The 20,354-nt window shown below is 60.7% G+C and carries 20 protein-coding genes; 4 read left to right on the top strand and 16 right to left on the bottom strand.

Annotated features, from left to right (window positions below; translation table 11 throughout):
* The first annotated feature begins 40 nt into the window (after positions 1–40).
* Positions 41–994 carry a DUF6166 domain-containing protein gene (locus JFT85_RS25645; RefSeq protein ID WP_078827027.1) on the top strand — a complete coding sequence of 318 codons (954 nt, stop codon included), beginning with the start codon at positions 41–43 and terminating at the stop codon, positions 992–994.
* Positions 995–1,116: 122 nt separating this feature from the next.
* On the opposite strand, the gene JFT85_RS25640 is transcribed toward JFT85_RS25645, so the two are convergent.
* From JFT85_RS25640 to JFT85_RS25615, 6 genes are all read right to left on the bottom strand, one after another.
* The gene (locus JFT85_RS25640) at positions 1,117–1,743 is read right to left on the bottom strand and encodes a glutathione S-transferase family protein (protein ID WP_053257127.1); all 627 of its coding nucleotides are present in this window, start codon (positions 1,741–1,743) and stop codon (positions 1,117–1,119) included.
* A 162-nt stretch (positions 1,744–1,905) separates the two neighbouring features.
* Positions 1,906–2,598, bottom strand: coding sequence for a methyl-accepting chemotaxis protein (locus tag JFT85_RS28825; protein ID WP_371850816.1), 693 nt, complete (start codon positions 2,596–2,598; stop codon positions 1,906–1,908).
* A 1,595-nt stretch (positions 2,599–4,193) separates the two neighbouring features.
* Positions 4,194–4,493, bottom strand: a complete 300-nt coding sequence (locus JFT85_RS25630; RefSeq protein ID WP_073638952.1) for a DUF3144 domain-containing protein — start codon at positions 4,491–4,493, stop codon at positions 4,194–4,196.
* Positions 4,494–4,582: 89 nt separating this feature from the next.
* Positions 4,583–5,155 (bottom strand): ATP phosphoribosyltransferase regulatory subunit, encoded by a 573-nt coding sequence (locus JFT85_RS25625; RefSeq protein ID WP_073638954.1) that lies wholly within the window; start codon positions 5,153–5,155, stop codon positions 4,583–4,585.
* A gap of 219 nt (positions 5,156–5,374) precedes the next feature.
* Positions 5,375–6,106: a tRNA (adenine(22)-N(1))-methyltransferase gene (locus tag JFT85_RS25620; RefSeq protein ID WP_053257131.1), complete on the bottom strand. Its 732-nt coding sequence runs from the start codon at positions 6,104–6,106 to the stop codon at positions 5,375–5,377.
* Between the two features lie 24 nt (positions 6,107–6,130).
* Entirely contained in the window at positions 6,131–6,841 is a 711-nt protein-coding gene (locus JFT85_RS25615) for a FadR/GntR family transcriptional regulator (protein WP_053257132.1), read from the bottom strand.
* A 338-nt stretch (positions 6,842–7,179) separates the two neighbouring features.
* Here JFT85_RS25615 and JFT85_RS25610 point away from each other — a divergent pair, with 338 nt between their 5' ends.
* Both JFT85_RS25610 and gudD read left to right on the top strand, forming a co-directional pair.
* A complete protein-coding gene (locus JFT85_RS25610) occupies positions 7,180–8,541 on the top strand; it encodes an MFS transporter (protein WP_187602313.1) in 1,362 nt (453 codons plus the stop codon).
* A 19-nt stretch (positions 8,542–8,560) separates the two neighbouring features.
* The gene (gene gudD / locus JFT85_RS25605) at positions 8,561–9,895 is read left to right on the top strand and encodes a glucarate dehydratase (protein ID WP_201230656.1); all 1,335 of its coding nucleotides are present in this window, start codon (positions 8,561–8,563) and stop codon (positions 9,893–9,895) included.
* Here the strand turns inward: gudD and JFT85_RS25600 are convergent.
* The 4 genes from JFT85_RS25600 to JFT85_RS25585 form a co-directional block, all read right to left on the bottom strand.
* On the bottom strand, positions 9,864–10,814 hold the full coding sequence (locus JFT85_RS25600) for a DHH family phosphoesterase (RefSeq protein ID WP_053257135.1): 951 nt from the start codon (positions 10,812–10,814) through the stop codon (positions 9,864–9,866). The two genes, gudD and JFT85_RS25600, sit on opposite strands and share 32 nt — an antisense overlap.
* Before the next feature lie 133 nt (positions 10,815–10,947).
* The gene (locus tag JFT85_RS25595; RefSeq protein ID WP_064453295.1) at positions 10,948–11,322 is read right to left on the bottom strand and encodes an addiction module antidote protein; all 375 of its coding nucleotides are present in this window, start codon (positions 11,320–11,322) and stop codon (positions 10,948–10,950) included.
* Position 11,323: 1 nt separating this feature from the next.
* Entirely contained in the window at positions 11,324–11,626 is a 303-nt protein-coding gene (locus JFT85_RS25590; RefSeq protein ID WP_187602315.1) for a type II toxin-antitoxin system RelE/ParE family toxin, read from the bottom strand.
* A 137-nt stretch (positions 11,627–11,763) separates the two neighbouring features.
* Positions 11,764–12,687, bottom strand: coding sequence for an ABC transporter substrate-binding protein (locus JFT85_RS25585; protein WP_201230650.1), 924 nt, complete (start codon positions 12,685–12,687; stop codon positions 11,764–11,766).
* 272 nt (positions 12,688–12,959) lie between these two features.
* On the opposite strand from JFT85_RS25585, the gene JFT85_RS25580 reads away from it, so the two are divergent.
* Positions 12,960–14,198, top strand: a complete 1,239-nt coding sequence (locus JFT85_RS25580) for an acyl-CoA dehydrogenase family protein (RefSeq protein ID WP_187602317.1) — start codon at positions 12,960–12,962, stop codon at positions 14,196–14,198.
* A 71-nt stretch (positions 14,199–14,269) separates the two neighbouring features.
* Here the strand turns inward: JFT85_RS25580 and argE are convergent, their stop codons facing one another.
* Genes argE through JFT85_RS25550 form a run of 6 tightly spaced genes read right to left on the bottom strand, consistent with a single transcriptional unit; the run spans position 14,270 to position 20,164 of the window.
* Complete coding sequence (gene argE / locus JFT85_RS25575) at positions 14,270–15,421, bottom strand: acetylornithine deacetylase (RefSeq protein WP_187602318.1); 1,152 nt, start codon at positions 15,419–15,421, stop codon at positions 14,270–14,272.
* Positions 15,418–16,095, bottom strand: coding sequence for a DUF1028 domain-containing protein (locus JFT85_RS25570; protein WP_187602319.1), 678 nt, complete (start codon positions 16,093–16,095; stop codon positions 15,418–15,420). Before JFT85_RS25570 ends, argE begins: the two co-directional genes overlap by 4 nt.
* 10 nt (positions 16,096–16,105) lie before the next feature.
* A complete protein-coding gene (locus JFT85_RS25565) occupies positions 16,106–16,837 on the bottom strand; it encodes a class II aldolase and adducin N-terminal domain-containing protein (protein ID WP_078827031.1) in 732 nt (243 codons plus the stop codon).
* A 50-nt stretch (positions 16,838–16,887) separates the two neighbouring features.
* Positions 16,888–17,718 (bottom strand): ABC transporter substrate-binding protein, encoded by an 831-nt coding sequence (locus JFT85_RS25560; protein ID WP_053257142.1) that lies wholly within the window; start codon positions 17,716–17,718, stop codon positions 16,888–16,890.
* Between the two features lie 28 nt (positions 17,719–17,746).
* Positions 17,747–18,619 carry a phytanoyl-CoA dioxygenase family protein gene (locus JFT85_RS25555; protein WP_053257143.1) on the bottom strand — a complete coding sequence of 291 codons (873 nt, stop codon included), beginning with the start codon at positions 18,617–18,619 and terminating at the stop codon, positions 17,747–17,749.
* Positions 18,620–18,646: 27 nt separating this feature from the next.
* Positions 18,647–20,164: an amino acid ABC transporter permease/ATP-binding protein gene (locus JFT85_RS25550; protein WP_187602320.1), complete on the bottom strand. Its 1,518-nt coding sequence runs from the start codon at positions 20,162–20,164 to the stop codon at positions 18,647–18,649.
* Between the last annotated feature and the right edge of the window lie 190 nt (positions 20,165–20,354).

Below are 20,354 nucleotides of genomic sequence, written 5' to 3'. Positions count from 1 at the left end.
CAGCAATCACTTTATATTTCACACGCCTAAGACCAGAACAATGTCCTACAAACAAAATGAAAATGGTTACACCGGTGAAGCGCGATCAAAGGCGTTGTTATCTAACGACTTCTGGATTCTTACAAGGTCTGTCGATGCAGACTCGGCAGACATTATCGTACAAGAGAAACAACGATCAAAAGAACACGCAATCCACAATAGAGCCCACACCCCGGCACTGGGCTATGTCCAATCAAAATACTTTGAAGGGCACAACCAGGTCAAAATACACAGAAACTATGTAGACGACCCCATAACGCCTTTCAGGAAAGGCTATTTCGCACTCATTCATACTAATGACGAGCACGAGAGACACGTGCACTATTTTTTTACCGCGCAAGACATACAAACCCACTGGTATTTCAACGACAAAAAAGACCACTACTGCTTTTCCCTGACCGCAGACAGAGATTACAGCGAATTCAAAAACCTGTTACCCAAAGCAATAAGAGAACAGATACAGTCTGGAATAAAGGATTTGAAATACTCAGTGGAAAGCCTCATATGGCGGGACTTTATTGCGCTGAACTCAAACACCCGGTGCCTGGGTTCGCCCGCGGGGCAGTACATTCTCACTCGCCCTCATGGTTGCCCTACCGCCATTTACGTAGCGCCCAACGGGCAAGCGTCGCCGCTTGATCCTAGAAAAGACCTGTTCCCTTACTCCGGCTTTTTTGAATGGGGCTATAACGGCACTGGCCCCAACTTTCTGGCCATTTCATTGCTCGCGCACTTCTTTGGCGGGGACATCCCCGACAACGACTCCATCGACGCGCTTAAATACAATTTAATTTCACACCTTGAGCGCTTCAACAAAGAAGACATTATCATTGACTCCGATAGAATTCTAAGAGCCCTCGCCTATGTACCCGACTCGCCGGTCGATCTGAATTCACACCCCACGCTTCTAAGCCTCTACAACGAGGCGCAAAACAGATACAAAAAATACGTTTAAACCTGACAACTTTCCCAACACCAAAGTATTGAGGTTATCAGCGTAAAGGGCCAGGAAAGGGAGATGCAGCTCGCGCGCAGTGAACATGCTCTCCCCCTGCCGTGCCTATTGCCTAGGCGTCTCTATTTGGCGAACGCGTATTCCCCACCTTGCTCCACCGCCTTTTGATAAGCCGGGCGTGCCTGGAAGCGTTGCACCCAGGCGGCCAGATTCGGGTAGGCCTGCAACTTGCCCTGCGCCTTGGCGATTTCGCCGATAAAGCTCATCTGGACATCTGCGCCACTCAGTTCGTCACCGACCAGGTACGGCGTATCCGCCAGCACGTCGTTCAGGTAGCCGAGGTAATTGGCCAACTCCGATTCGATCCGCGGATGCAAGGGTGCGCCCGCTTCACCCAATCGGCCGACGTAGAGGTTAAGCATCAGCGGCAGCATGGCCGAGCCTTCGGCGAAGTGCAGCCATTGCACGTATTTGTCGTAGGTGGCGGTAGCAGGATCAGGTTGCAGGCGGCCTTGGCCGTGGCGGCGAATCAGGTAGTCGATGATCGCGGCGGATTCGATCAAGACGAGGGCACCGTCTTCGATGACCGGCGATTTGCCCAGCGGGTTGATCGCCTTGAGCTCAGGCGGCGCGAGGTTGGTTTTCGGGTCGCGCTGGTAGCGCTTGACCTCGTAGGGCAGGCCGAGTTCTTCGAGCAACCAGAGGATACGTTGCGAGCGTGAGTTGTTGAGATGGTGGACAGTGATCATGAACGGCTCCATTGGGCAAACGCCAGGGTGTGTAAGAGCAGACTACACCGCCGGCAGGGAGTGCCCTTAAGAGAATGCAGAACCGCGCTCAATGTTGCCGATGTGGCGAGCGGGTTTGCCCCGCTCCCCCCAATCAATAGGCGGCCCGCTGGGGATCGGCGCTCAGTCCAGCCGGAACCGCGCGGTGTTTTCACTCAACGCCTGACTGCCTTTGCTCAGGGTATCGGCTGCCTGGTTGACGGCCCGCGCACCGTCGAGCAAGCGCCCTGCGGCCTGGTCGACTTGCTGGATATTGCCGCTCACTTCATCCGCCGTCGCGGCTTGTTCCTCTACCGCTGTCGCAATTTGCGCCAGGGTGTCGGTGACGTTTTGCACCGCGCTGGCGATCTCGCCCAGGCGTGTGCCCAGCCCGGTGACAGACTCCGCGTCAGTCAGCGCCTGGTCGCAGGCGGCGCTCATCAGGCTCACGGCCTGGCTCACGGTCGCGCGCAGGCTGTCCACCGTGCCGGCGATCTGCGCCGTGGAGGCCTGGGTGCGTTGCGACAGGCTGCGCACCTCGTCCGCGACGACGGCAAAACCCCGGCCTTGCTCGCCGGCGCGTGCAGCCTCAATCGCGGCGTTGAGCGCCAGCAGGTTGGTCTGTTCGGCAATCCCGCGGATGGTATCGACCACCGATTGAATCTGCTGGCCCTGCTGGCTCACTTGCTCCAGGGCGTTAGCCGTGTCGGTCAGGCGCTGGTTGAGTTGCTGGATGCTGGCCGTGGTGCGTTGGCTGTCACGGCTGCTGTCTTCGGCAATGCGCCGCGTCTGCTGCGCGCTGCCCGAGGCCTGCTCGCAGCTCCTGGCGACGCCCATCGAGGTGGCCGCCAGCTGCGTCGCGGCGGCTGCAATCTGGCTGATCTGGTGCTGCTGGTCTTCGACCTCGGAGAGCGTGCTGCCCGATTGCGAATTAAGCGTAAGCACGGCCGAGCCGAGTTGCTGGGTCTCGTGGTTGACACCCAACAGGCTGGTGCGCAGTTGCAGCACCGCAACGTTGAGCGCGGTGCTGATCGCCGCCAGTTCGTCACGCCCTTCTACCGCCACTTCCACGCACAAGTTGCCGTCGCGCAACGACTCGGCAAGCAGGGTGATGCCACTGGCGCTGCGCCGGATCGAGGCTTGCAGGCAGCTAAACAAGTACAGCGCGGCCAAGGCCAGCAGGCTGAACGTGGCCGCCACAGGAATAAACTGCTTGAGTGAGCGGTCGTGGTAATAACTCAAGCGCGCATCCAGTGAGTGCAGCGACTGGCTGCGCAGCGCACCCAACGTGCCCAGCATGCTGTCGACACTACGGTCGAAGGCGGCGCTGTCGAGCTTGATCGTACCGCCAAACACGCCGTCGTCCAGGGTTTTCAGTTCGCTGTCCAGCAACTGCAGGCTGCTGTCGTATTGCGCTGTCCACGTCTCCAGCCCCGGGTATGGCTTGGCTTTGAGCGAAGCGGCGGCTTTGACCAACTGGTCGCGTGCATCGCCGATACGGCTACGCAGGTCACGCATCTGCAAACGGCTTTGCAGGGTGAACTGGCCGGACGCAATGGACGACTGCCCAACGCTTGCCGTGCGCCCGATGCGCTCGATCAAGTCCGGCGTGTGCTGGCTGGAAATCTGCATCAGCAGGTAGGTTTCCAGCCAGGGATCAAGGATCAGCCCGGCGTCCACGGTGATCTGCTCGCGCAGGGTTTGCATGGCGGTCAGGGCAGTGGTGAAGCGGTCATAACCGTCCGGCCACCAGCCCACGGTGCGCAGGGACTGCGTGTCCATCCCCTTGACCGTCGCCTGCAACGCCGCAAAACGTGCCAGCGTGTCGACACTGGCGTTCTGGGCCTTGAGCGTATCCCCCAGGGTTTGCAGGCTTTGCATAATGACCGGGTTGCCGGCATCCACCTTGTCCATCGCCGCCTGGGCGGCGGGCGTCGGCGTGTGCTGGATGTCCAGGGCTTTCCAGCGGGCGGCCTGGTTGCGTTGCGCGGTCAATTGGCTATCCAGCGCGTCGAGCGCCAACAGTTGGCGAACGCCGGACTGCTCGCTGGAAATCACCGCGAGTTTGTCGCGGTAATCGTGGCCGATCATCCACAGGCTCCCGGCCAGGGGCAGCATGAACAGGAAGAACAGCACCTGGAACTTGCGCGCGAAACCGAAACGGCCGAGCAAGCGGATACCGGGTGATAGAAGAGTGTGCATGGCTGACCGCTCCCGAAAACAACCTGAAAATGACTAGAAGCAAAATGCCATGTCATTGATTAAGTTGGCTCAAGCAAGATACGGGCCGTTGGTGCAGAGGCCGTAGATAGGCGATGCGGCGCGGCGCAGGTGCACAGGCGTGCGCGAAAATGGGGCGAAAGCACTCAATGGGCAGAGTGAAACGGTAACTCGCCCCGCCATCACCTGACGCACGCCCCGATACGCGTGCTTCAGTCCGTTGCTTTAACGAGCATGTACTGGCTGAAATTATTAATGTGATCGTCCAGGTTATCCTCCAGCATCATCCGGTACTGATCACAGAAATACTTCAGCATCGCTTCCCGTGCTTGGGCCATTTCAGCGCTGGATTTGAAATTGCGCGCGCTGGCCCAGGCGTTGAAGCGCGTGGTGCCGAACATCATTGAAGCGCTGACCTCGCCGAGGTTTTCGCAGGTTTTAAGCTGTTCGTTCGACAGTTCGATATGGGCGTCTGCACGGTCGTAGAAGGCTTGGTCGGTGGCGTCGGCCATGATCGGGTTCCTGGAGGGCAAATGAGGCCGCTATTGGAGCATATCCGGCCGCCGCCGAGGAGACGCCTCCGGGGAGGCGTCTTTGAACCTCACATCAAGGCCAGCACCAACCGCTCAAGCCCGATGCCGAAACCGGCGCCCTCTCGATACGCGCCGCCGCCCACGACTTGCTGTTGCGCGCCCAACGTCGGGCAGCGCACTTCGAAGCCATTGCCTTGCAGGTAGTAACTCAACCCGCGCTTCACCGCCAGCTTCAGCTCATAGTCGAGCCCCAGCGTATTCAAAAACCCGCAGCAAAGGGCCTGGCTGCGCTGCAACGCCAACCCAGGGTCGGGGCTGAGAATCTCCAGGCCCAGCTGGGTGAATTCGCGATAGCGGCCGGCTTGCGGCCGTTCATATCGGTAACACCGTGCCACGTAGAAAAACATCGCCTCTGCTCGCCCATTCAGCAAAACGGCGCTGCGTTCCTGGAACAGCGCGGTGGCTTCCGGGATCAGGCAGCACGGGCGGCCTGCCTTGTCGGCGAAGGCCCACATCTGCCCGATGATTTCACTGCCGCCGGCTTTTTCGATAAACGTGTCCTGGCCCCACAACGCGGGGACGATGGCTTCTTCAGCGCCCGCTTCGATGAAGATAGCTCCGGAAGCGGCCCTCAATTTCACGCATCATTTGCGCTTCTTTACCCGTCACAATTCGCGTTCCGCGCAGCATGGTCATGTGTTGAATCTCCATTTTTTCAAGGCAATAAAAAAGGCGCCGTGGGCGCCTTGGGGGTGGTTCATTGAGTGATCAGAGGTTCTGATCAATCCGTGAGCACAAGCAACCGCGGCACCTGAGGGAAGGTCCGTGATGATGATGGCGGTTGCTTGGCGAAAATTCAGTCATGGGCTGATCCTGGCACAGTCCTGGGAACCATGACAAGCCAACAGCGCAGTAATCCAGCGTATGTGCTGGGCGATCTCTTCGCGCTTGTGCTCCGGCACGGCCTGACGCGCCTGCTCAAAGCCGGCCAGGGTCTTCTGCTTTTGGCGCAGCGTGCGCTGCCATTTGGCCAGGAACACCGGGCTACGCGCCTGCAGGTGCAGCGGGCCGAAGTACAGCTGTTCGGCGCTGTAGGTGACCGGCTCGGCACGCTCGGCGACGATGATCTCGTAGTAAAACCGGTTTTCCCGCAGCAGCTCCTCATGCAGGATCGGGTAGCCGTTGTCCATCAGCCACCTGCGCAAGGGTTGCTCGCCACCGTTGGGTTGCAGGATCAGGCGTTCGCGGCCACTCAAGTGCGCCGCGCCGCTGGCGAGGATGTCGCGAATGGTCTCGCCGCCCATGCCGCAGAGGCTGATCGCGGTGATGCCGTCGCCTGGCTCGATGGCCGCCAGACCATCGGCCAGGCGCACGCGGATGTGCTGTGCCAGGCCGTTGTCGCGCACCGTGCGCTCGGCTGCGTAAAACGGTGTGGTCGCGACCTCTCCCGCCACCGCCGCCGTGATCACACCACGGCGCATCAGCGCCACCGGCAGGTAGCCGTGATCCGAGCCGATATCGGCCAGGCGCGCACCCAGCGGCACCTGCGCCGCCACGCGCTCCAGGCGCATGGACAATGTGTGTTCGTTCAACGGTTGTTCCTTATCACCACAAATTTACTCACCCGAAAACCGGTCCCGGCTGTTGGTCAGGTGCAACACCATGGCCGCCCGCGCCGCATCAGGGTCCTGACGCTTGATCGCATTGAAGATCGCCTCATGCTCCAGGTTTGCCAACTGCCCCAACTTGGCGAAATCCGCCCCGCCGCGTTCAACGCCCTTGACCTGAGTGCGCGGGATCATCGCATTGCCCAGGTGCAGCATGATCTCGGTAAAGAAGGTATTGCCGGTGGCCTCGGCGATCAGTTGATGAAAGCGTTTGTCCTCTTCCACGCAACTGTCGTGGTTGGCGAGCGAGGCCTGGTAGTCGTTCAGCGCCTCGCGCATGCGCGCCAGTTGCTCGTCACTCCGGCGCAGGGCGGCCAGCGCCACAGCCTGCACCTCAAGGCCCAGGCGCAGTTCGAGCATGTTACGCACGCTGGCGACGGTGTCCACATGCAAGCGCAAACCCTGCTGGGCATGCGGCTCCAGCACGAAGGTGCCGATGCCGTGACGCGTCTCCACCAGCCCGGAAGCCTGCAGCTTGGAAATCGCCTCGCGCACCACCGTGCGGCTCACGCCGTGCTCAAGCACGATGGTGGATTCCGACGGCAGTTTTTCACCCGGTTTGAGCTGCCCGAGCAGGATGCGCTGGGTCAGCGCGTCGACCACGCCCTGGGCCAGGTTATTGGGGCGTTTACGCACAAGGCTTGGGTTTTCAATGGGCATCATCGGCGTCCACGGGGTTGGGCTGATGGGAGCTTAACACCCTGTTTGGCGGCGCCGCTGGGTTGATTGATAAAGCACTCAACTTGTATGACAACCAACCTTAATGGGGCACACGCCATTTTCTATACCGGAAGGTGCTCGCCCGCCTGAACCCTCTCAAAAAAAGCATAAAAGCCCTTTATTTATTGGCTAATAACCAATAAACCCAGTCAGCCAGCGGCCTTATAAGAACAAATACATTGCCGAGCGGATTGCGAATTCGCGAAATCAACTTGTATGATGTCTATCAACAAAACACGCAAACCCGCATAAAAATAAATCAGGGGGAGTTTTGAATTGTGAACAATTCAAGCCATGCATCTGTCGCTTCAGAACGTGATTCGGTCCTCACGCGCGCCGTGAGTAAAGTGAAGGGCCACGTGCTCCCGCTGTTCGTGATCATGTTCATCCTCAACTACATCGACCGAGTCAATATCGGCTTCGTGCGTACGCACATGGAGCATGACCTGGGCATCGGCGCAGCCGCCTACGGCCTCGGCGCCGGGCTGTTTTTCATTGGTTATGCGCTGTTTGAAGTGCCCTCCAACATGCTCCTGCAAAAGGTCGGCGCGCGAATCTGGCTGACCCGCATCATGTTCACCTGGGGCATCGTCGCCACACTGATGGCGTTCATCCAGAACGAAACCCAGTTCTATGTGCTGCGCTTTCTGTTGGGCGTGGCCGAGGCCGGCTTTTTCCCTGGGGTGATCTACTACTTCACCCGCTGGTTGCCGGGTGTGGAACGCGGCAAAGCGATTGCGATCTTCCTCAGCGGCTCGGCGGTTGCGTCGCTGATCTCCGGCCCATTGTCGGGGGCCTTGTTGCAAATCGAAGGCTTCGGCTTCCACGGCTGGCAATGGATGTTTGCGATTGAGGGCCTGGCGTCCGTCGCACTGGGGTTCTTCGTGTGGTTCTGGCTGGACTCCAAACCCCACGACGCCAAATGGCTGAGCCGCGAAGAACAGGACGCACTGGTGGGCGCCATCGACCAGGAACAGCGCGCGCGTGAAGCGCTGACCAGCGTCAAACCGACCCTGGGCAAGCTGCTCAAAGACCGCCAGATCCTGCTGTTCTGCGCCTTGTATTTCTGCATCCAGCTGACGATTTACGCCGCGACCTTCTGGCTGCCGAGCATCATCAAGAAGATGGGAGACCTGAGTGACGTGCAGGTCGGCCTGTTCAACTCGATCCCCTGGCTGATCTCAATCATCGCCATGTACGCCTTCGCTGCGCTGTCGGGCAAGTTCAAGTTCCAGCAAGCCTGGGTCGCCGCCGCGTTGTTGATTGCCGCAGCGGGTATGTTCATGTCCACCACCGGCGGGCCGATCTTCGCCTTTGTCGCGATTTGTTTTGCGGCCATCGGTTTCAAATCCGCTTCGTCGCTGTTCTGGCCAATCCCCCAGGGTTACCTGGACGTGCGCATCGCCGCCGCCGTGATTGCGCTGATCAACTCCATCGGCAACCTGGGCGGCTTCGTGGCCCCAACCACCTTCGGCTTTCTGGAACAGACCACGGGGTCGATCCAGGGCGGCCTTTACGGCCTGGCCGGCACCTCGGTGCTCGCCGCGATCCTGGTGTTCTTTGCCAAGACCTCGCCCTCTGCGGTGTTGACGTCACACAGCGGCGGGCCCACGGGCGCCCCGCTCAGCAAACCTCTTTAAGCTTATTCAGGAACTTGCCATGACTACGTCCAAGTCACCCATCGTCACCCATTTCCAAGTCATTCCGGTGGCCGGCCACGACAGCATGCTGCTGAACCTGAGCGGCGCACACGGGCCGTTCTTCACGCGCAACATCGTGATTCTCAAAGACAGCTCGGGCAACACCGGCGTCGGTGAAGTGCCCGGTGGCGAGCGCATTCGCGAAACCCTGGAAGACGCGCGCAGCCTGGTGGTCGGCCAACCCATCGGCCAGTACCAGCGCATCCTCAACCAGATGCGTACCACCTTCGCCTCAAGGGACGCCGCCGGCCGTGGCCTGCAAACCTTTGACCTGCGCATCACCATTCATGCCGTCACCGCCATGGAAGCCGCGTTGCTCGACCTGCTGGGTCAATTCCTCGACGTGCCGCTGGCCGCCTTGCTCGGCGAAGGCCAGCAGCGCGACGCGGTAAAAATGCTCGGCTACCTGTTTTACGTGGGCGATCGCACCGCCACCGACCTGGCCTACCGCAACGAGGCCGACGCGGATGACGCCTGGTTTCGGTTGCGTCACGAAAAAGCCATGACCGCCGACGCGGTGGTGCGCCTGGCCGAAGCCGCCAAGGAAAAATACGGTTTCAACGACTTCAAGCTCAAGGGCGGTGTATTGAGTGGCGATGAAGAAATCGAAGCGGTGACGGCGCTGGCCGAACGGTTCCCGGATGCCCGTATCACCCTCGACCCGAACGGCGCATGGTCATTGCAAGAAGCCATCCGCCTGTGCCGCGATCAACACCACGTGCTTGCCTACGCCGAAGACCCCTGCGGTGCGGAACATGGCTACTCGGGCCGCGAAGTCATGGCTGAATTTCGCCGTGCCACGGGGCTGAAAACCGCGACCAACATGATCGCCACCGATTGGCGCGAAATGGGCCACGCCATCCAACTGCAATCGGTGGATATCCCGCTCGCCGACCCGCACTTCTGGACGATGCAAGGCTCGGTGCGCGTGGCGCAGATGTGCAATGACTGGGGCCTGACCTGGGGTTCGCACTCCAACAACCACTTCGATATTTCCCTGGCGATGTTCACTCAGGTGGCGGCAGCGGCGCCGGGCGAGATCACCGCCATCGACACTCACTGGATCTGGCAGGACGGCCAGCGCCTGACCCGCGAGCCGCTGAAAATCGAAGGCGGTTACGTGAAGGTGCCGGCCAAGCCAGGCCTGGGCGTGGAGATTGACATGGACGCCGTGGCCAAGGCCCACGCGCTGTACAAAGGCATGGGCCTTGGGGCACGGAATGACAGTGTGGCGATGCAGTACCTGATTCCGGGCTGGGTCTTCAACAACAAACAGCCTTGCCTGGTACGCTGAGCCCTTCGTCCATGGCAGCCAAGGCCAGCGTCACCAGCTCCTTGCGCTGCATGGCGAGCCCCAGCACCGCCAGCGCTCCTTGCCAATCGAGCGAGAGCAGCAGGCTCAACTTTTGCCGGCTGAGCAACGGCCCTGCCAGCCAATAGCTTTTGCGCTCGCGAATGCTGATGGCGTTCAACAACCAGTCTTCACTTTGCGTCGCCAGCCATTGTTCAATGGCTGCGCGATGCCGCTGGATCAACGCCTGCGCATCCCACACCGTCATCTGCGCGATAAGCCGCGGCACGTTACGCGTGGCACTCATCTGTTTCATATCGGCTGCCAGGGCGTTCACCAGGTCGGCCTCGATCGCCACCTGGCATTCGCTGAAATAGCGCACCGGCCAATCAGCGGACAACCCCGCCCGCTGCGCGAGCACCTCGTATGCCCAGATATCCAGGGCGGTGGTCATTTTCCCGGTGAAGTTCAGGGTATTGTCCAGAATCGCCGTGGCCAACAATGCCGCGCTGTGTCGGCTGATCTGCGGCATCAGGCCGGATTTTTCCCACCGCTGGAAGACCAGCGTCGCCGCTGCGCCGATTGCGCGAATATCGGCACCCGCGCCCAGCTTTTGCGCCCAATGGACCTCAAAGCCGGGATGATGGTCGATGACTTCCCGCACCTGTTCCAGCACCACGCTCGGGTCGAAGTGATGGTAGTCGGAGACGTCCACCAACACGAACTCATCGCCGGCCGTGGGCCGGTAATCGTCCAGCGCCGCGTTCCAGTCGAGCACGCTCTTGCAGATACTGAAATTCAACGGTGCGCTGCTCACGGCACGCGCTTCAATGCCCTGGCGATTAAGCAGTTCGGCGTACGCAATACAGCAGGCGTACGCATCGATGTCCAGATAGGCCGAGCCGGAGGTCACTACCCTCATGATTGAATCTCCTTGAAGTGCAGCTCAGGCGCAGTCAGTTGCGGGGTGGTTCGGGGCTGAGGAAAATCGCATGAGCGCGTGACAAGAACATGACGGCAGGCAGAAAGATACGGTGACCCTTGCCTTTTGCTGGCTATTGCCCGTTTTGCCGTGGCAATTTTTTAAGTGCGCTCGTTGCAACAGGTTGCACAGTGAGTTCCACGCCCAACGCCAGCATCAGCTTCTTGATGGTTTCAAAGCGCGTTTTTGAGCCGCCCTTGAGGGTTTTATACAGACTCTCCCGATTAACCCCTGCCGCCTCGGCAACCTTGTTAACGCCTTGGGCCTTGGCCACTTCGGCGAGCGCCTTCATGAGTATCTGCGGGTCTTGGGACTTAAGGCTTTGCGCCAGGTAAGCACTGATGATTTCGGGGCTGTCCAGGAAGCGCGAAGCCTCATAGACATGGGTGCCTGATGTATCGAGATCGAGGATCGGCATGTCCTCGGGTTTGAATGTCGATTTGCTCATTTCATTGACCTCTCAGGGCATCGAGTATCTCTTTTGCCCGCTTGATTCCTCGCCTCTGATCGGTTTTATCGCTTCCCCACAGCATCAGGTAGGCGGTGATTCCCGTGCGCACAAAGTACACCCTGTAGCCGGGCCCGACGAAGACACGCATTTCACTCAATCCATCGCCTACGGGTTCGCAATCGCCAAAATTGTTTTCCTCGGCTCGATCCAGCCGGGTCAGAATTGCAGTTTTTCCCCAAACATCCCTCATACCGTCGAGCCATGCATCAAACTCCGGCGTCCTGCCGATCAAATTAGTCACGCTTCACCTGTAGCCTACTGGCTACTCCTTGCTGATGCCAGTGATTTTTTATTCCGGCGCTTACCGGAATAAAAAACCCTAGCCCAGCCCCCGTGCCATCAGGCGGTCAATACTATTAGCGCTTGTTTCCCTCGCGTTTAAAGCGCCCGATCAAACAACGGCGTCACGTCATACCGCTGTTTGAGCATCTGCGCATCCACCAGGAAATCCGCCGTGGCCTGAGCCTCGCTGACAATCTTTGGCGAGATCGGCAGCACCTTGATCGCGTCACGCTTGAACCACACCTTGGCAATCTCCGGTGCGGACTGGTTGGCCTTCGACCATGCCTCGGCGTACTCATCAACGTGCGTGTTACTCCAGACCCGAGCACGCGTCAGGCGCGCGACAAAGTCTTTGATGAGCGCGCTTTTTTGCGCCAGCGCCGGTTCATACGCAACGATGTAGGTCGGTGCGCTCATCAAGCCCTTGGCAGTGCGGATCAGCGTGCTGCCTTCTTTCTCTTGCAACGACACATAGGGTTCCCAGGTGCCGAAGGCATCAATGTCGCCTTGGGTCAGTGCCAGGCTGGCTTCGGCCGGCAACAGGAATTTGAAGGTCACGCTGTTGCGCGGTACGCCGGCTTCATCCAGCGCTTTATAGGCCAGTTGCTGGCTCCATGAGCCGTTCCAGATCGCGACAGTCTTGCCTTTCAGGTCGGCCACCGAATGGATGCCTTTGCGCGCGACGATGCCCACACCGTCAAGGCTGGTCTGTGTACTGGCCACCACTTTCACTGGCGCCCCATTAGCAGCGAGGCTGATCACCGGGGTGTCGCCGACAATACCCACATCGAGCGCACCACTGGCAACCGCCGAGGCCACCGGGGAGCCGGTGTTAAAGCGCTTGAAGTCGATTGTGTACGGCAGGTCTTTGAGCTCGCCCGACAGTTCCAGGACGATGCGATTGGAGAAAAACTGATCGCCCACCGTCAGGGTCTGGGGCTCTGCCGCCGAGGCTGACGGGCCGTGCAGCGTTAGCGAAGCCAGGCCCAGCAGGGCGAGCAGTGTTTGACGATTGATCATGAAAGGCATCCACACGGTTAATGGCTGACTCAACCATCTGTGTGCATGCAGTCTGGTGAAGAGGGAAAGGTTTGGTCGGTCGCCGAGTGTGGCGCCCCTAGAAGCTATCGCAATAAAGGCGCGGTGATTAATACTGTTGAGCACTATCGATAGAACTGCCACGCAGCTCGATAGGTTTTTTCCGTATTAAAAACTTTGCCCGCTCTGAGTTAGGGTGACGCCACCAGACCACTGGACCCCGCGCCTGAATCCCTTTCTGCAAGGTCCATTGCATGTCGACTCCCGCTTTGAATATCTGGGGCTGTGCGCCCTCCGCCCGTTACGAACAACTGGCCGCACCGTTTCGCCCACTGTTTGCGCAGATCCTTGCGCAAGCCGCCGAGGCTGATCAAACCCGCGCCAGCCTGACCACCGTCATCCAACAACTGAATAAACTCGGGTTGCCCCGTTGGCGCTTACCCGTGAGTGAGGGTGGCCAGGACGCGACCCTGGTTGAACTGCTCGCGCTGCTCACCGAGTTGTCCGCCGCCGACTCCAACATCACCCAGGCCCTGCGCGGGCATTTTGGTTTTTGCGAGGACGTACTCTGCGCCAAGGACCGCGACTGGCGCGCCAAATGGCTGCACCGACTCGGCCAGGGCGTGCTGCTCTCCCCAGGCAGCACGGAAGTCGGCAACCAGGCCCGCGGCGATTTCGAGACCCGCCTGCACCGCGATGCACAGGGCAGATTGCGCATCAGCGGCAAAAAGTTCTACACCACCGGCGCGCTCTACAGTGACCTGATCAACACCATCGCCACGGGCGAGGACGGCACGGTGTACAGCGTGGTGGTCGACCTCAACGCCCCTGGCGTGCAGATCATCGACGACTGGAACGGCTTCGGCCAACGCCTCACCGCCAGCGGTACGTGCGTCTTTGACAACGTGCCGGTAGAAGACGACCTGCGCCCCACAGACCAGCGCTTCGGCTACGGCCAATCCTTCTTCCAGATCTACCACCTCAGCACCCTCGCCGGCATCGCCCGCCGCGCGGCATTGAGCGGTGCGCAAGAACTCAGCCAGCGCGCCCGCACCTTCACCACCGGCAACGCCGACACCGCCGCGCACGACGTGCAACTGCTGCAAGTGATCGGCGAAGTCGCCAGCCAGGCGTATGCCGCGCAAGCCATCAGCCAGCAAGCGGCGCAGCGCCTGGAGACGACTGCGCAATATGTGATCGCCCACGAGCAACCGCTGCATGACGACGACCCGCAGGTGGCGCTGGCGGAATTGGAGGTGTGCCTGGCGGTGAACCCGGTGGTCGACGCAACGCTCGCCGCGACCACCGCGCTGTTCGACGCGCTGGGCGCCAGTGCAACGGCGAGCAACAAGGCGCTGGACCGGCTATGGCGCAATGCGCGCACATTGGCGAACCACAATCCACGGGTGTACAAGTCGCGGATTGTCGGCCATTACCTGGTCAATGGCGTGCTGCCGCCGGCGCAGTGGCGGGTGGGTGTGGCCAAGGCTTGAGCCTTGCTCGGTTGCAGCCACACCACCGGGCAAAGGTGCTCAGCCGTGCATGGCTTCGGCAGGCGTTGAAGTCAGCGGCTGACAAATGCCACCACCCGCGCGAGCATCCGATCACACGCCGCCAACTGTTCCAGGCTGATGAATTCATCCGGCTTGTGCCCCTGCGCCATACTGCCCGGCCCGCACACCACGGTCGGGATACCGGCCTGATCAAACAACCCGCCTTCAGTGCCGAAGGCCACCGTGCCATACGCCGCCGAACCACAAAACTCGGCAACCCAGGCCGCCGCCTGGCTTTCGGCCGAGGTGGCCAGGCCCGGGTAACTCGACAGTTCGCTGAAGCTGATCGCGCACCGCTCGCTCACTGCCTGCATCGCCGGCAACACGCGGTGTTCGGCGTAGCCACGTAACGCATCCGCCACGTGCCAGGGGTCCTGGGCTGGCAGCGCGCGCACTTCAAACTCAAACGTGCAATTTTGCGGGACGATATTCAGCGCTTTGCCGCCGTTTATCAGGCCGGTTTGAACCGTGGAAAACGGCGGGTCAAATCGCGGGTCAAGGTGCTGCGGCGCCTTGAGCGTTTCACCGAGGCGCACCAGTTCACTGATCAACTGCGCGGCGTATTCGATGGCGTTGACCCCGGACGGCGCGTAGGCCGAATGGCATGCCGCACCATGCACTTCGCAGCGCAACGCCAGCTTGCCCTTGTGACCCAGCACCGGCTTGAGTTCGGTCGGCTCACCGATCACGCACAGCAGCGGCTTGACCGGCTGCGCGTGGAACCTCTCGATTAACGCGCGTACGCCCAGGCAGCCGACCTCTTCGTCATAGGACAGCGCGATATGCACCGGCATCCGCAACGGCGTCTGCACCAGCGCCGGCACCTGAGCCAGTACACACGCGATGAAGCCCTTCATATCGGCCGTGCCACGGCCATACAACTTGCCGTCCTGTTCCGTGAGGTCGAACGGCGCGACCGTCCAATGCTGGCCATCCACCGGCACCCCATCCGTGTGGCCGGACAACACAATGCCGGGCAGCCCGGCCGGGCCGATGGTTGCCAGCAGGTTGGCCTTGCTCTTTTGCTCATTGAACAGCAGCTCAGAGGCCACCCCGTGGCCTTGCAAATAGGTGCGCACGAAGTCGATCAAGGCCAGGTTGGATTCACGGCTGGTGGTATCAAAGCGCACCAGGTGCGCCAGCAGCTCACGGCTGTTGCTCATCGGTCATCTCCCGGCACCGCATAGCCCGGTGCGTGTTGCGGGTTGATGGCGCGGTCGACGTAGTCCTGCAGTTGGCCGCGATAGGCCTGCCAGAGTTGGTCGAGGGCACCGATCGGGTCTTCATCGGCCCAGTCCACGCGCAAATTGACGATCGGCCATAGCAGGTCATCGACCACCACCAGGGCGGCCGAATGCACCGGGCCGGCCTCGCCGCCGCTGGCCTGCCCGGCGTGCAGTGCGGCCAGCAAGCGTTCGGCAAGCTGCCCGGGGGCGCGTTCGAAAGCACGCACCATGGCGTCGATCACGCCAGCATCAGCCAGCATATTGCCCGCCGCCACGCACTGCTCACCGCTCTGCGCCGCATGAAGGCCGAGGGTGTGTGCGCCGCTGAAATGCGCAGTACGGCCGTGATGATCAATCACCGTGACCTGGCGATATTGGCTATGTGCCTGACCGGCGATGACCTGCGCCAGCGCCTCACTCGGTGCCACGCCCTGCCCGAGCACGTCGAGAATCTGCGGGCCCAGGCTCGGCAAGGTGATGTTCTGCGACGCCACCGCGCCCACACCGGGGCGCAGCCACGGGCAACGCGCGCCCACGGCAATGCTTGAAGAGCTGATCGCAATGCCCAACTGGCCGGTCTCGGCGCAGCGAGCCACAACGGAAAACGTCATAAAAAAGCCCTCAGTCGAGCACCGAAGGGTCGGCGTCGATCATCAACTGCTTCATTTCTTCAAAGTGCTGCCGGGAAAAATCCGCGATACCTTCCCAGCCCCGTGCGGTTTTTTCCGCCACTTCATCCGACAGCACCCGCAGCGGCTGGCCGGTGGACCACGCCGTCACCAGAATCTGGCAGGCCCGCTCCAGGGTCCAGATGTCGTCGAAGGCTTCACCGATAGACGCCGCCGTCACCATCACACCGTGGTTACCCATCAACAAACGACGTTTGCCATCGAGCAAGCCGGCCAGGCGCGCGCCCTCGGCTTCGGTGTCCGCCATGCCGCCATACAATTCGTCCACGGCCACACGGTTGAAGTACCGCGCGGTGTTCTGGTCAATCGGCGGCACATGCGGCTTGGCCAGGCACGCCACTGCCGTGGTGTAGACCGGGTGCAAGTGCAACACCGCGCGGGTTTGCGGCAGCAGGCGGTGAATCTGCCCGTGGATGGACCAGGCGGTGGCGTCCACATTCGGGTGCTCGGCGCTGGCAGGATCGTCGGCGTTCAACAGCAACAGGTCACTGGCACGCATACGCGAAAAGTGCTTCCACTTCGGGTTGAGCAAAAACTGTTTGCCATCGGCCGACACGGCGGCGCTGAAGTGGTTGGCCACCGCTTCGTGCATGCCCACATGCGCAATGATGCGAAAGGTCGCCGCCAGGTCGATGCGCGTCTGTTCTTCAAGGGATAACGCCATGAATCGGTCTCCGCAAGGCGCGACCGCAAGGCTGCGGCCGCGCGCCAGGCTTACTGGGGCATCAGCGCCGCGATATCGGCGTCGGTTGGGGCCTCAAAGTTGTACTTCTTGAGCAAGGCCGCGTATTCCGGGGTGGCGCGGTATTTTTCCAGCCCCTCGAGCAGGGCTTTCTTCACCGTGTCATTGCCCTTCTTCACGCCAAAGCCGTTCAGCACCGGGTAGATCAGGGTGTCGGAAGAAATCACCACGCGGCTGCCCAGCTTGTCGACCACACCACGGGCCACGGCGGCGTCGGTGATCTGCGCCTCCACCGCGTGGGCCAGCAACGCCTGAGTGGTTTGCGGGTCGGTGCTGTATTCGCTGATCTGAATCGGCTTCAACCCCTTGGCCACGCAATAGTCAGTCGACAACTTGTTCATCTGCGCCAGCCATGACGTGGCGCCCATGGAGCCGATCTTGTGGCCGCAGAACTCTTCCGGGGTCTTGGGCTGGAAGGCGCTGTCCTTGAGGGTGAGGATCGACTCGCCGCTTTTCAGGTACGGGATCATGTCGATGACTTTGACCCGCTCTGCCGTGATGTACATCGACGAGTTGGTCAGGTCGAACCGCCCGGCCTGCAGGCCAGTGATCAGGTTGGGAAAACGCGTGTCGAGGGTCTCGACCTTGCGGCCCATGACCTTGCCCAGGCCGTCCATAAACTCGATATCAAAGCCGGCGGGCTTGTTGTTGTCCATGTACTCATAGGGAAAGAACGTCACATCGGAACCGGCGATAAGCTTGCCTTCCTGCTGGAACGCCGAAGCCGCCAAGGAGGTCAGTGCAACCGCAGCGCCCAGCAGGCACACGGCAAGAGGGCGAACACTTTGTTTGGATGCTGTCATGGTCATTACCTGCAAGGGTTTCAGGGGGTTAGGCAGTCGCGGAATCTTGGCCGGCCTGTTGCACAAAAAAGGACGCGCCACGGGGTTTTTGCGGCAAGCGCATCTGGTTGTTGGTGGCGCGCACCCAACCACTTTCTTCACCGGCCACCAACCGGCCGGCGTGTGCACTGGGCAGCGGGTTTTCGCCAAATGGCAGCGCGTCTTCAGCGGCGTATACGCTGATAAACAGGGTGCGCGGCAGTTCGGTCTCGTTAGGGCTCGATGCATGTAAAAGGCGCGTGTGCATGAAGCACACCGAGCCGGCCGGGCCGTAACAGGCGACCGGTTGCTGGCAGTGTTCTTCGACCACCGCATCCTCCACCGAACCGGTGAACCGTTGGTTCTGCCAGTGCGACCAGAGCGGGCCTTTGTGGCTGCCGGGGATCACATTCAGCGGACCGTTTTGCGGGGTCACTTCACTGACCATCAGCAGGGCCGTCACGATGTCGTCGTTGCTGTGGGGCGTGAACAGAAAGTCCTGGTGCCACTTCACCTGGGTCGCGGTGTGCGGCAGTTTCGAATTGATTTTGCTGTGATGAAAACGCGCGCCGCCCGCGCCGATCAACTGCGCGGAAATCGCGGCCATCCGCGAGTGCAACGCCACGCGCTCATACACCGGGGAAATCTCGGTGGGCGAACTCACCCGGCGCAATGACGGGTGATCCGGGCGGTGGTCGCCTTCCAGGTCAAAGCGGGCGCGACCGTCCAGCGTGGCGCCCCACCCCTGGTCGTGGCTGCGGCTCTCTTCCACCCACTGGTCAAAGTCATGTTGCAACGCGGCCACGTCGTTTAGCGACAGCACGCCTTCTACCACCAGGAATCCGTCGCGCTGGAACTGTTCGATTTGAGCTTGCTCGATCATAGTGTTGTGTCCTGAACGTTAACGAGATCACGCCAGCGAGACGTCCTTGAGGAACGCCTCCACGCGTGGGTTGTGGCCGCTGCGCAACGCCTGCGGGGTGTCGTCGCACACCACACGGCCCTTCTCCATGAACACGATGCGGTCGGAGACCTTGAAGGCGAAGTTCATCTCGTGGGTGACGATCACCATGGTGATGCCCTCCCCGGCCAGGGCTTCGATGACCTGCAGCACTTCGTTGACTTTTTCGGGGTCGAGCGCCGAGGTGGGCTCGTCGAACAGCATGATTTGCGGGCGCATCATCAAGGCGCGGGCGATGGCCACACGCTGTTGCTGGCCGCCGGATAACTGGTGCGGGTACTTCCAGGCGTGGTCGAGCATGCCCACCTTGTGCAACAGCGCGTAGGCCTGTTGCTTGAGCGCGTCGGTACGCCCCAGGCGATGGTATTTGGGCGCCATCAGCAGGTTGTCGAGCACACTCAAATGCGGGAACAGGTTGAAGCTCTGGAACACCATGCCGATGTTTAGGCGATGCTCGGCGTGCTCGAAGTACTCGGGTTTCTGCGCACCGACTTTGTTGAGGTGAATGAACGGCTGGCCATTGATCGTGATCTCGCCGTTGTCCAGCTGTTCAAGGCCATTGAGCAGGCGGATCAACGTGGTCTTGCCGGAGCCGGACGGGCCGATCACCGACACCACTTCACCCGGCTGAATCTGCAAATTGACCGAGCCCAGCACTTCAATATCGTTGTAAGCCTTGTGCAACCGCGTGGCTTGCAACGCCGATGCACCGGTGCTCGCCGGGCGCTGCAACGCTGGGCCCTGTTGCGTGGCCAGGGCCAGCACCGCCGCGTCCGGCACACGGGACACGTTGCGTTGGTTGACGTCGAGAAAGCGCTCCAGGCGCTTGAGCAAAAAATCGAACACAGTGACGATCAACACGTAGAAGAACGCCACCGCCGCCATGGTTTCGATGACCAGGAAGTTCTGCGAATACAGGCGCTGGCCGACCATCAGGATTTCGGTCAGCGAGATCACCGACACCAGCGACGTGAGCTTGACGATCGAGATGTATTCGTTGGCCAGCGACGGCAACGCCACCCGCAAGGCCTGGGGAATGACCACGCGCCACTGGGTGCCGAAGAACTTCAAGCCGAGCGCCCGCGCCGCCTCGCCCTGCCCTTTGGGAATCGACAGCAAACCGCCGCGATGGATCTCGGCCACATACGCCGTTTCGCAAATCACCAGCGCCAACAGGCCGGACCAGAACGGGTCGGCGAGCACCGCCGACGTACCCGGCAGCGCCTGGGGCAAGTTGTAGATAAAGATCAGCAGCACCAGCAACGGCAAGCTGCGGAACAACCAGATATAGCCACGGGCCGGCAGGCTGAGCAGCGGCTGTTTGGATTGCTTGGCCAGCGCCAACAGAAAGCCCAGGGCAATGCTTAAGAGCCAGGTCAGGGTGCTGAGCTTGATCACCGTCCATGTGGCTCGCCAGAACTCGGCGTCGCCGAGCAAACCAAACAGGTAGTTCCAGTCGAATGTCATCGTCGCGGTGCCTTGAACTCAAAAGAAGTTGATCTGCATCGATGGGATGAGAGTCGTGGGGGGAGGCACTTGGGGTCAATTCGTAAAACCCGGCCCACTGGGTAGGCAGAACCTATGCAGCCAGGAAACACCGACATTCCCATGTGGCCGCTGGCTTGCCTGCCTGCGATGGCATCACCTGAGTGGACCT

It is taken from the genome of Pseudomonas sp. TH04, from assembly GCF_016651355.1.
Lineage (GTDB): Bacteria > Pseudomonadota > Gammaproteobacteria > Pseudomonadales > Pseudomonadaceae > Aquipseudomonas > Aquipseudomonas fluorescens.
The sequence above is the reverse complement of the archived record's forward strand: the minus strand, read 5'-3'. Positions and strand labels throughout refer to the sequence as shown.

Bases quoted from the DNA above. Each gene is read 5' to 3' on its own strand.
- JFT85_RS25645 (WP_078827027.1), top strand. From the start codon at position 41: ATGTCCTACAAACAAAATGAAAATGGTTACACCGGTGAAGCGCGATCA.
- JFT85_RS25640 (WP_053257127.1), bottom strand. From the start codon at position 1,743: ATGATCACTGTCCACCATCTCAACAACTCACGCTCGCAACGTATCCTC.
- JFT85_RS28825 (WP_371850816.1), bottom strand. From the start codon at position 2,598: ATGGGCGTCGCCAGGAGCTGCGAGCAGGCCTCGGGCAGCGCGCAGCAG.
- JFT85_RS25630 (WP_073638952.1), bottom strand. From the start codon at position 4,493: ATGGCCGACGCCACCGACCAAGCCTTCTACGACCGTGCAGACGCCCAT.
- JFT85_RS25615 (WP_053257132.1), bottom strand. From the start codon at position 6,841: ATGCCCATTGAAAACCCAAGCCTTGTGCGTAAACGCCCCAATAACCTG.
- gudD (WP_201230656.1), top strand. From the start codon at position 8,561: ATGACTACGTCCAAGTCACCCATCGTCACCCATTTCCAAGTCATTCCG.
- JFT85_RS25600 (WP_053257135.1), bottom strand. From the start codon at position 10,814: ATGAGGGTAGTGACCTCCGGCTCGGCCTATCTGGACATCGATGCGTAC.
- JFT85_RS25595 (WP_064453295.1), bottom strand. From the start codon at position 11,322: ATGAGCAAATCGACATTCAAACCCGAGGACATGCCGATCCTCGATCTC.
- JFT85_RS25585 (WP_201230650.1), bottom strand. From the start codon at position 12,687: ATGATCAATCGTCAAACACTGCTCGCCCTGCTGGGCCTGGCTTCGCTA.
- JFT85_RS25580 (WP_187602317.1), top strand. From the start codon at position 12,960: ATGTCGACTCCCGCTTTGAATATCTGGGGCTGTGCGCCCTCCGCCCGT.
- argE (WP_187602318.1), bottom strand. From the start codon at position 15,421: ATGAGCAACAGCCGTGAGCTGCTGGCGCACCTGGTGCGCTTTGATACC.
- JFT85_RS25570 (WP_187602319.1), bottom strand. From the start codon at position 16,095: ATGACGTTTTCCGTTGTGGCTCGCTGCGCCGAGACCGGCCAGTTGGGC.
- JFT85_RS25565 (WP_078827031.1), bottom strand. From the start codon at position 16,837: ATGGCGTTATCCCTTGAAGAACAGACGCGCATCGACCTGGCGGCGACC.
- JFT85_RS25560 (WP_053257142.1), bottom strand. From the start codon at position 17,718: ATGACAGCATCCAAACAAAGTGTTCGCCCTCTTGCCGTGTGCCTGCTG.
- JFT85_RS25555 (WP_053257143.1), bottom strand. From the start codon at position 18,619: ATGATCGAGCAAGCTCAAATCGAACAGTTCCAGCGCGACGGATTCCTG.
- JFT85_RS25550 (WP_187602320.1), bottom strand. From the start codon at position 20,164: ATGACATTCGACTGGAACTACCTGTTTGGTTTGCTCGGCGACGCCGAG.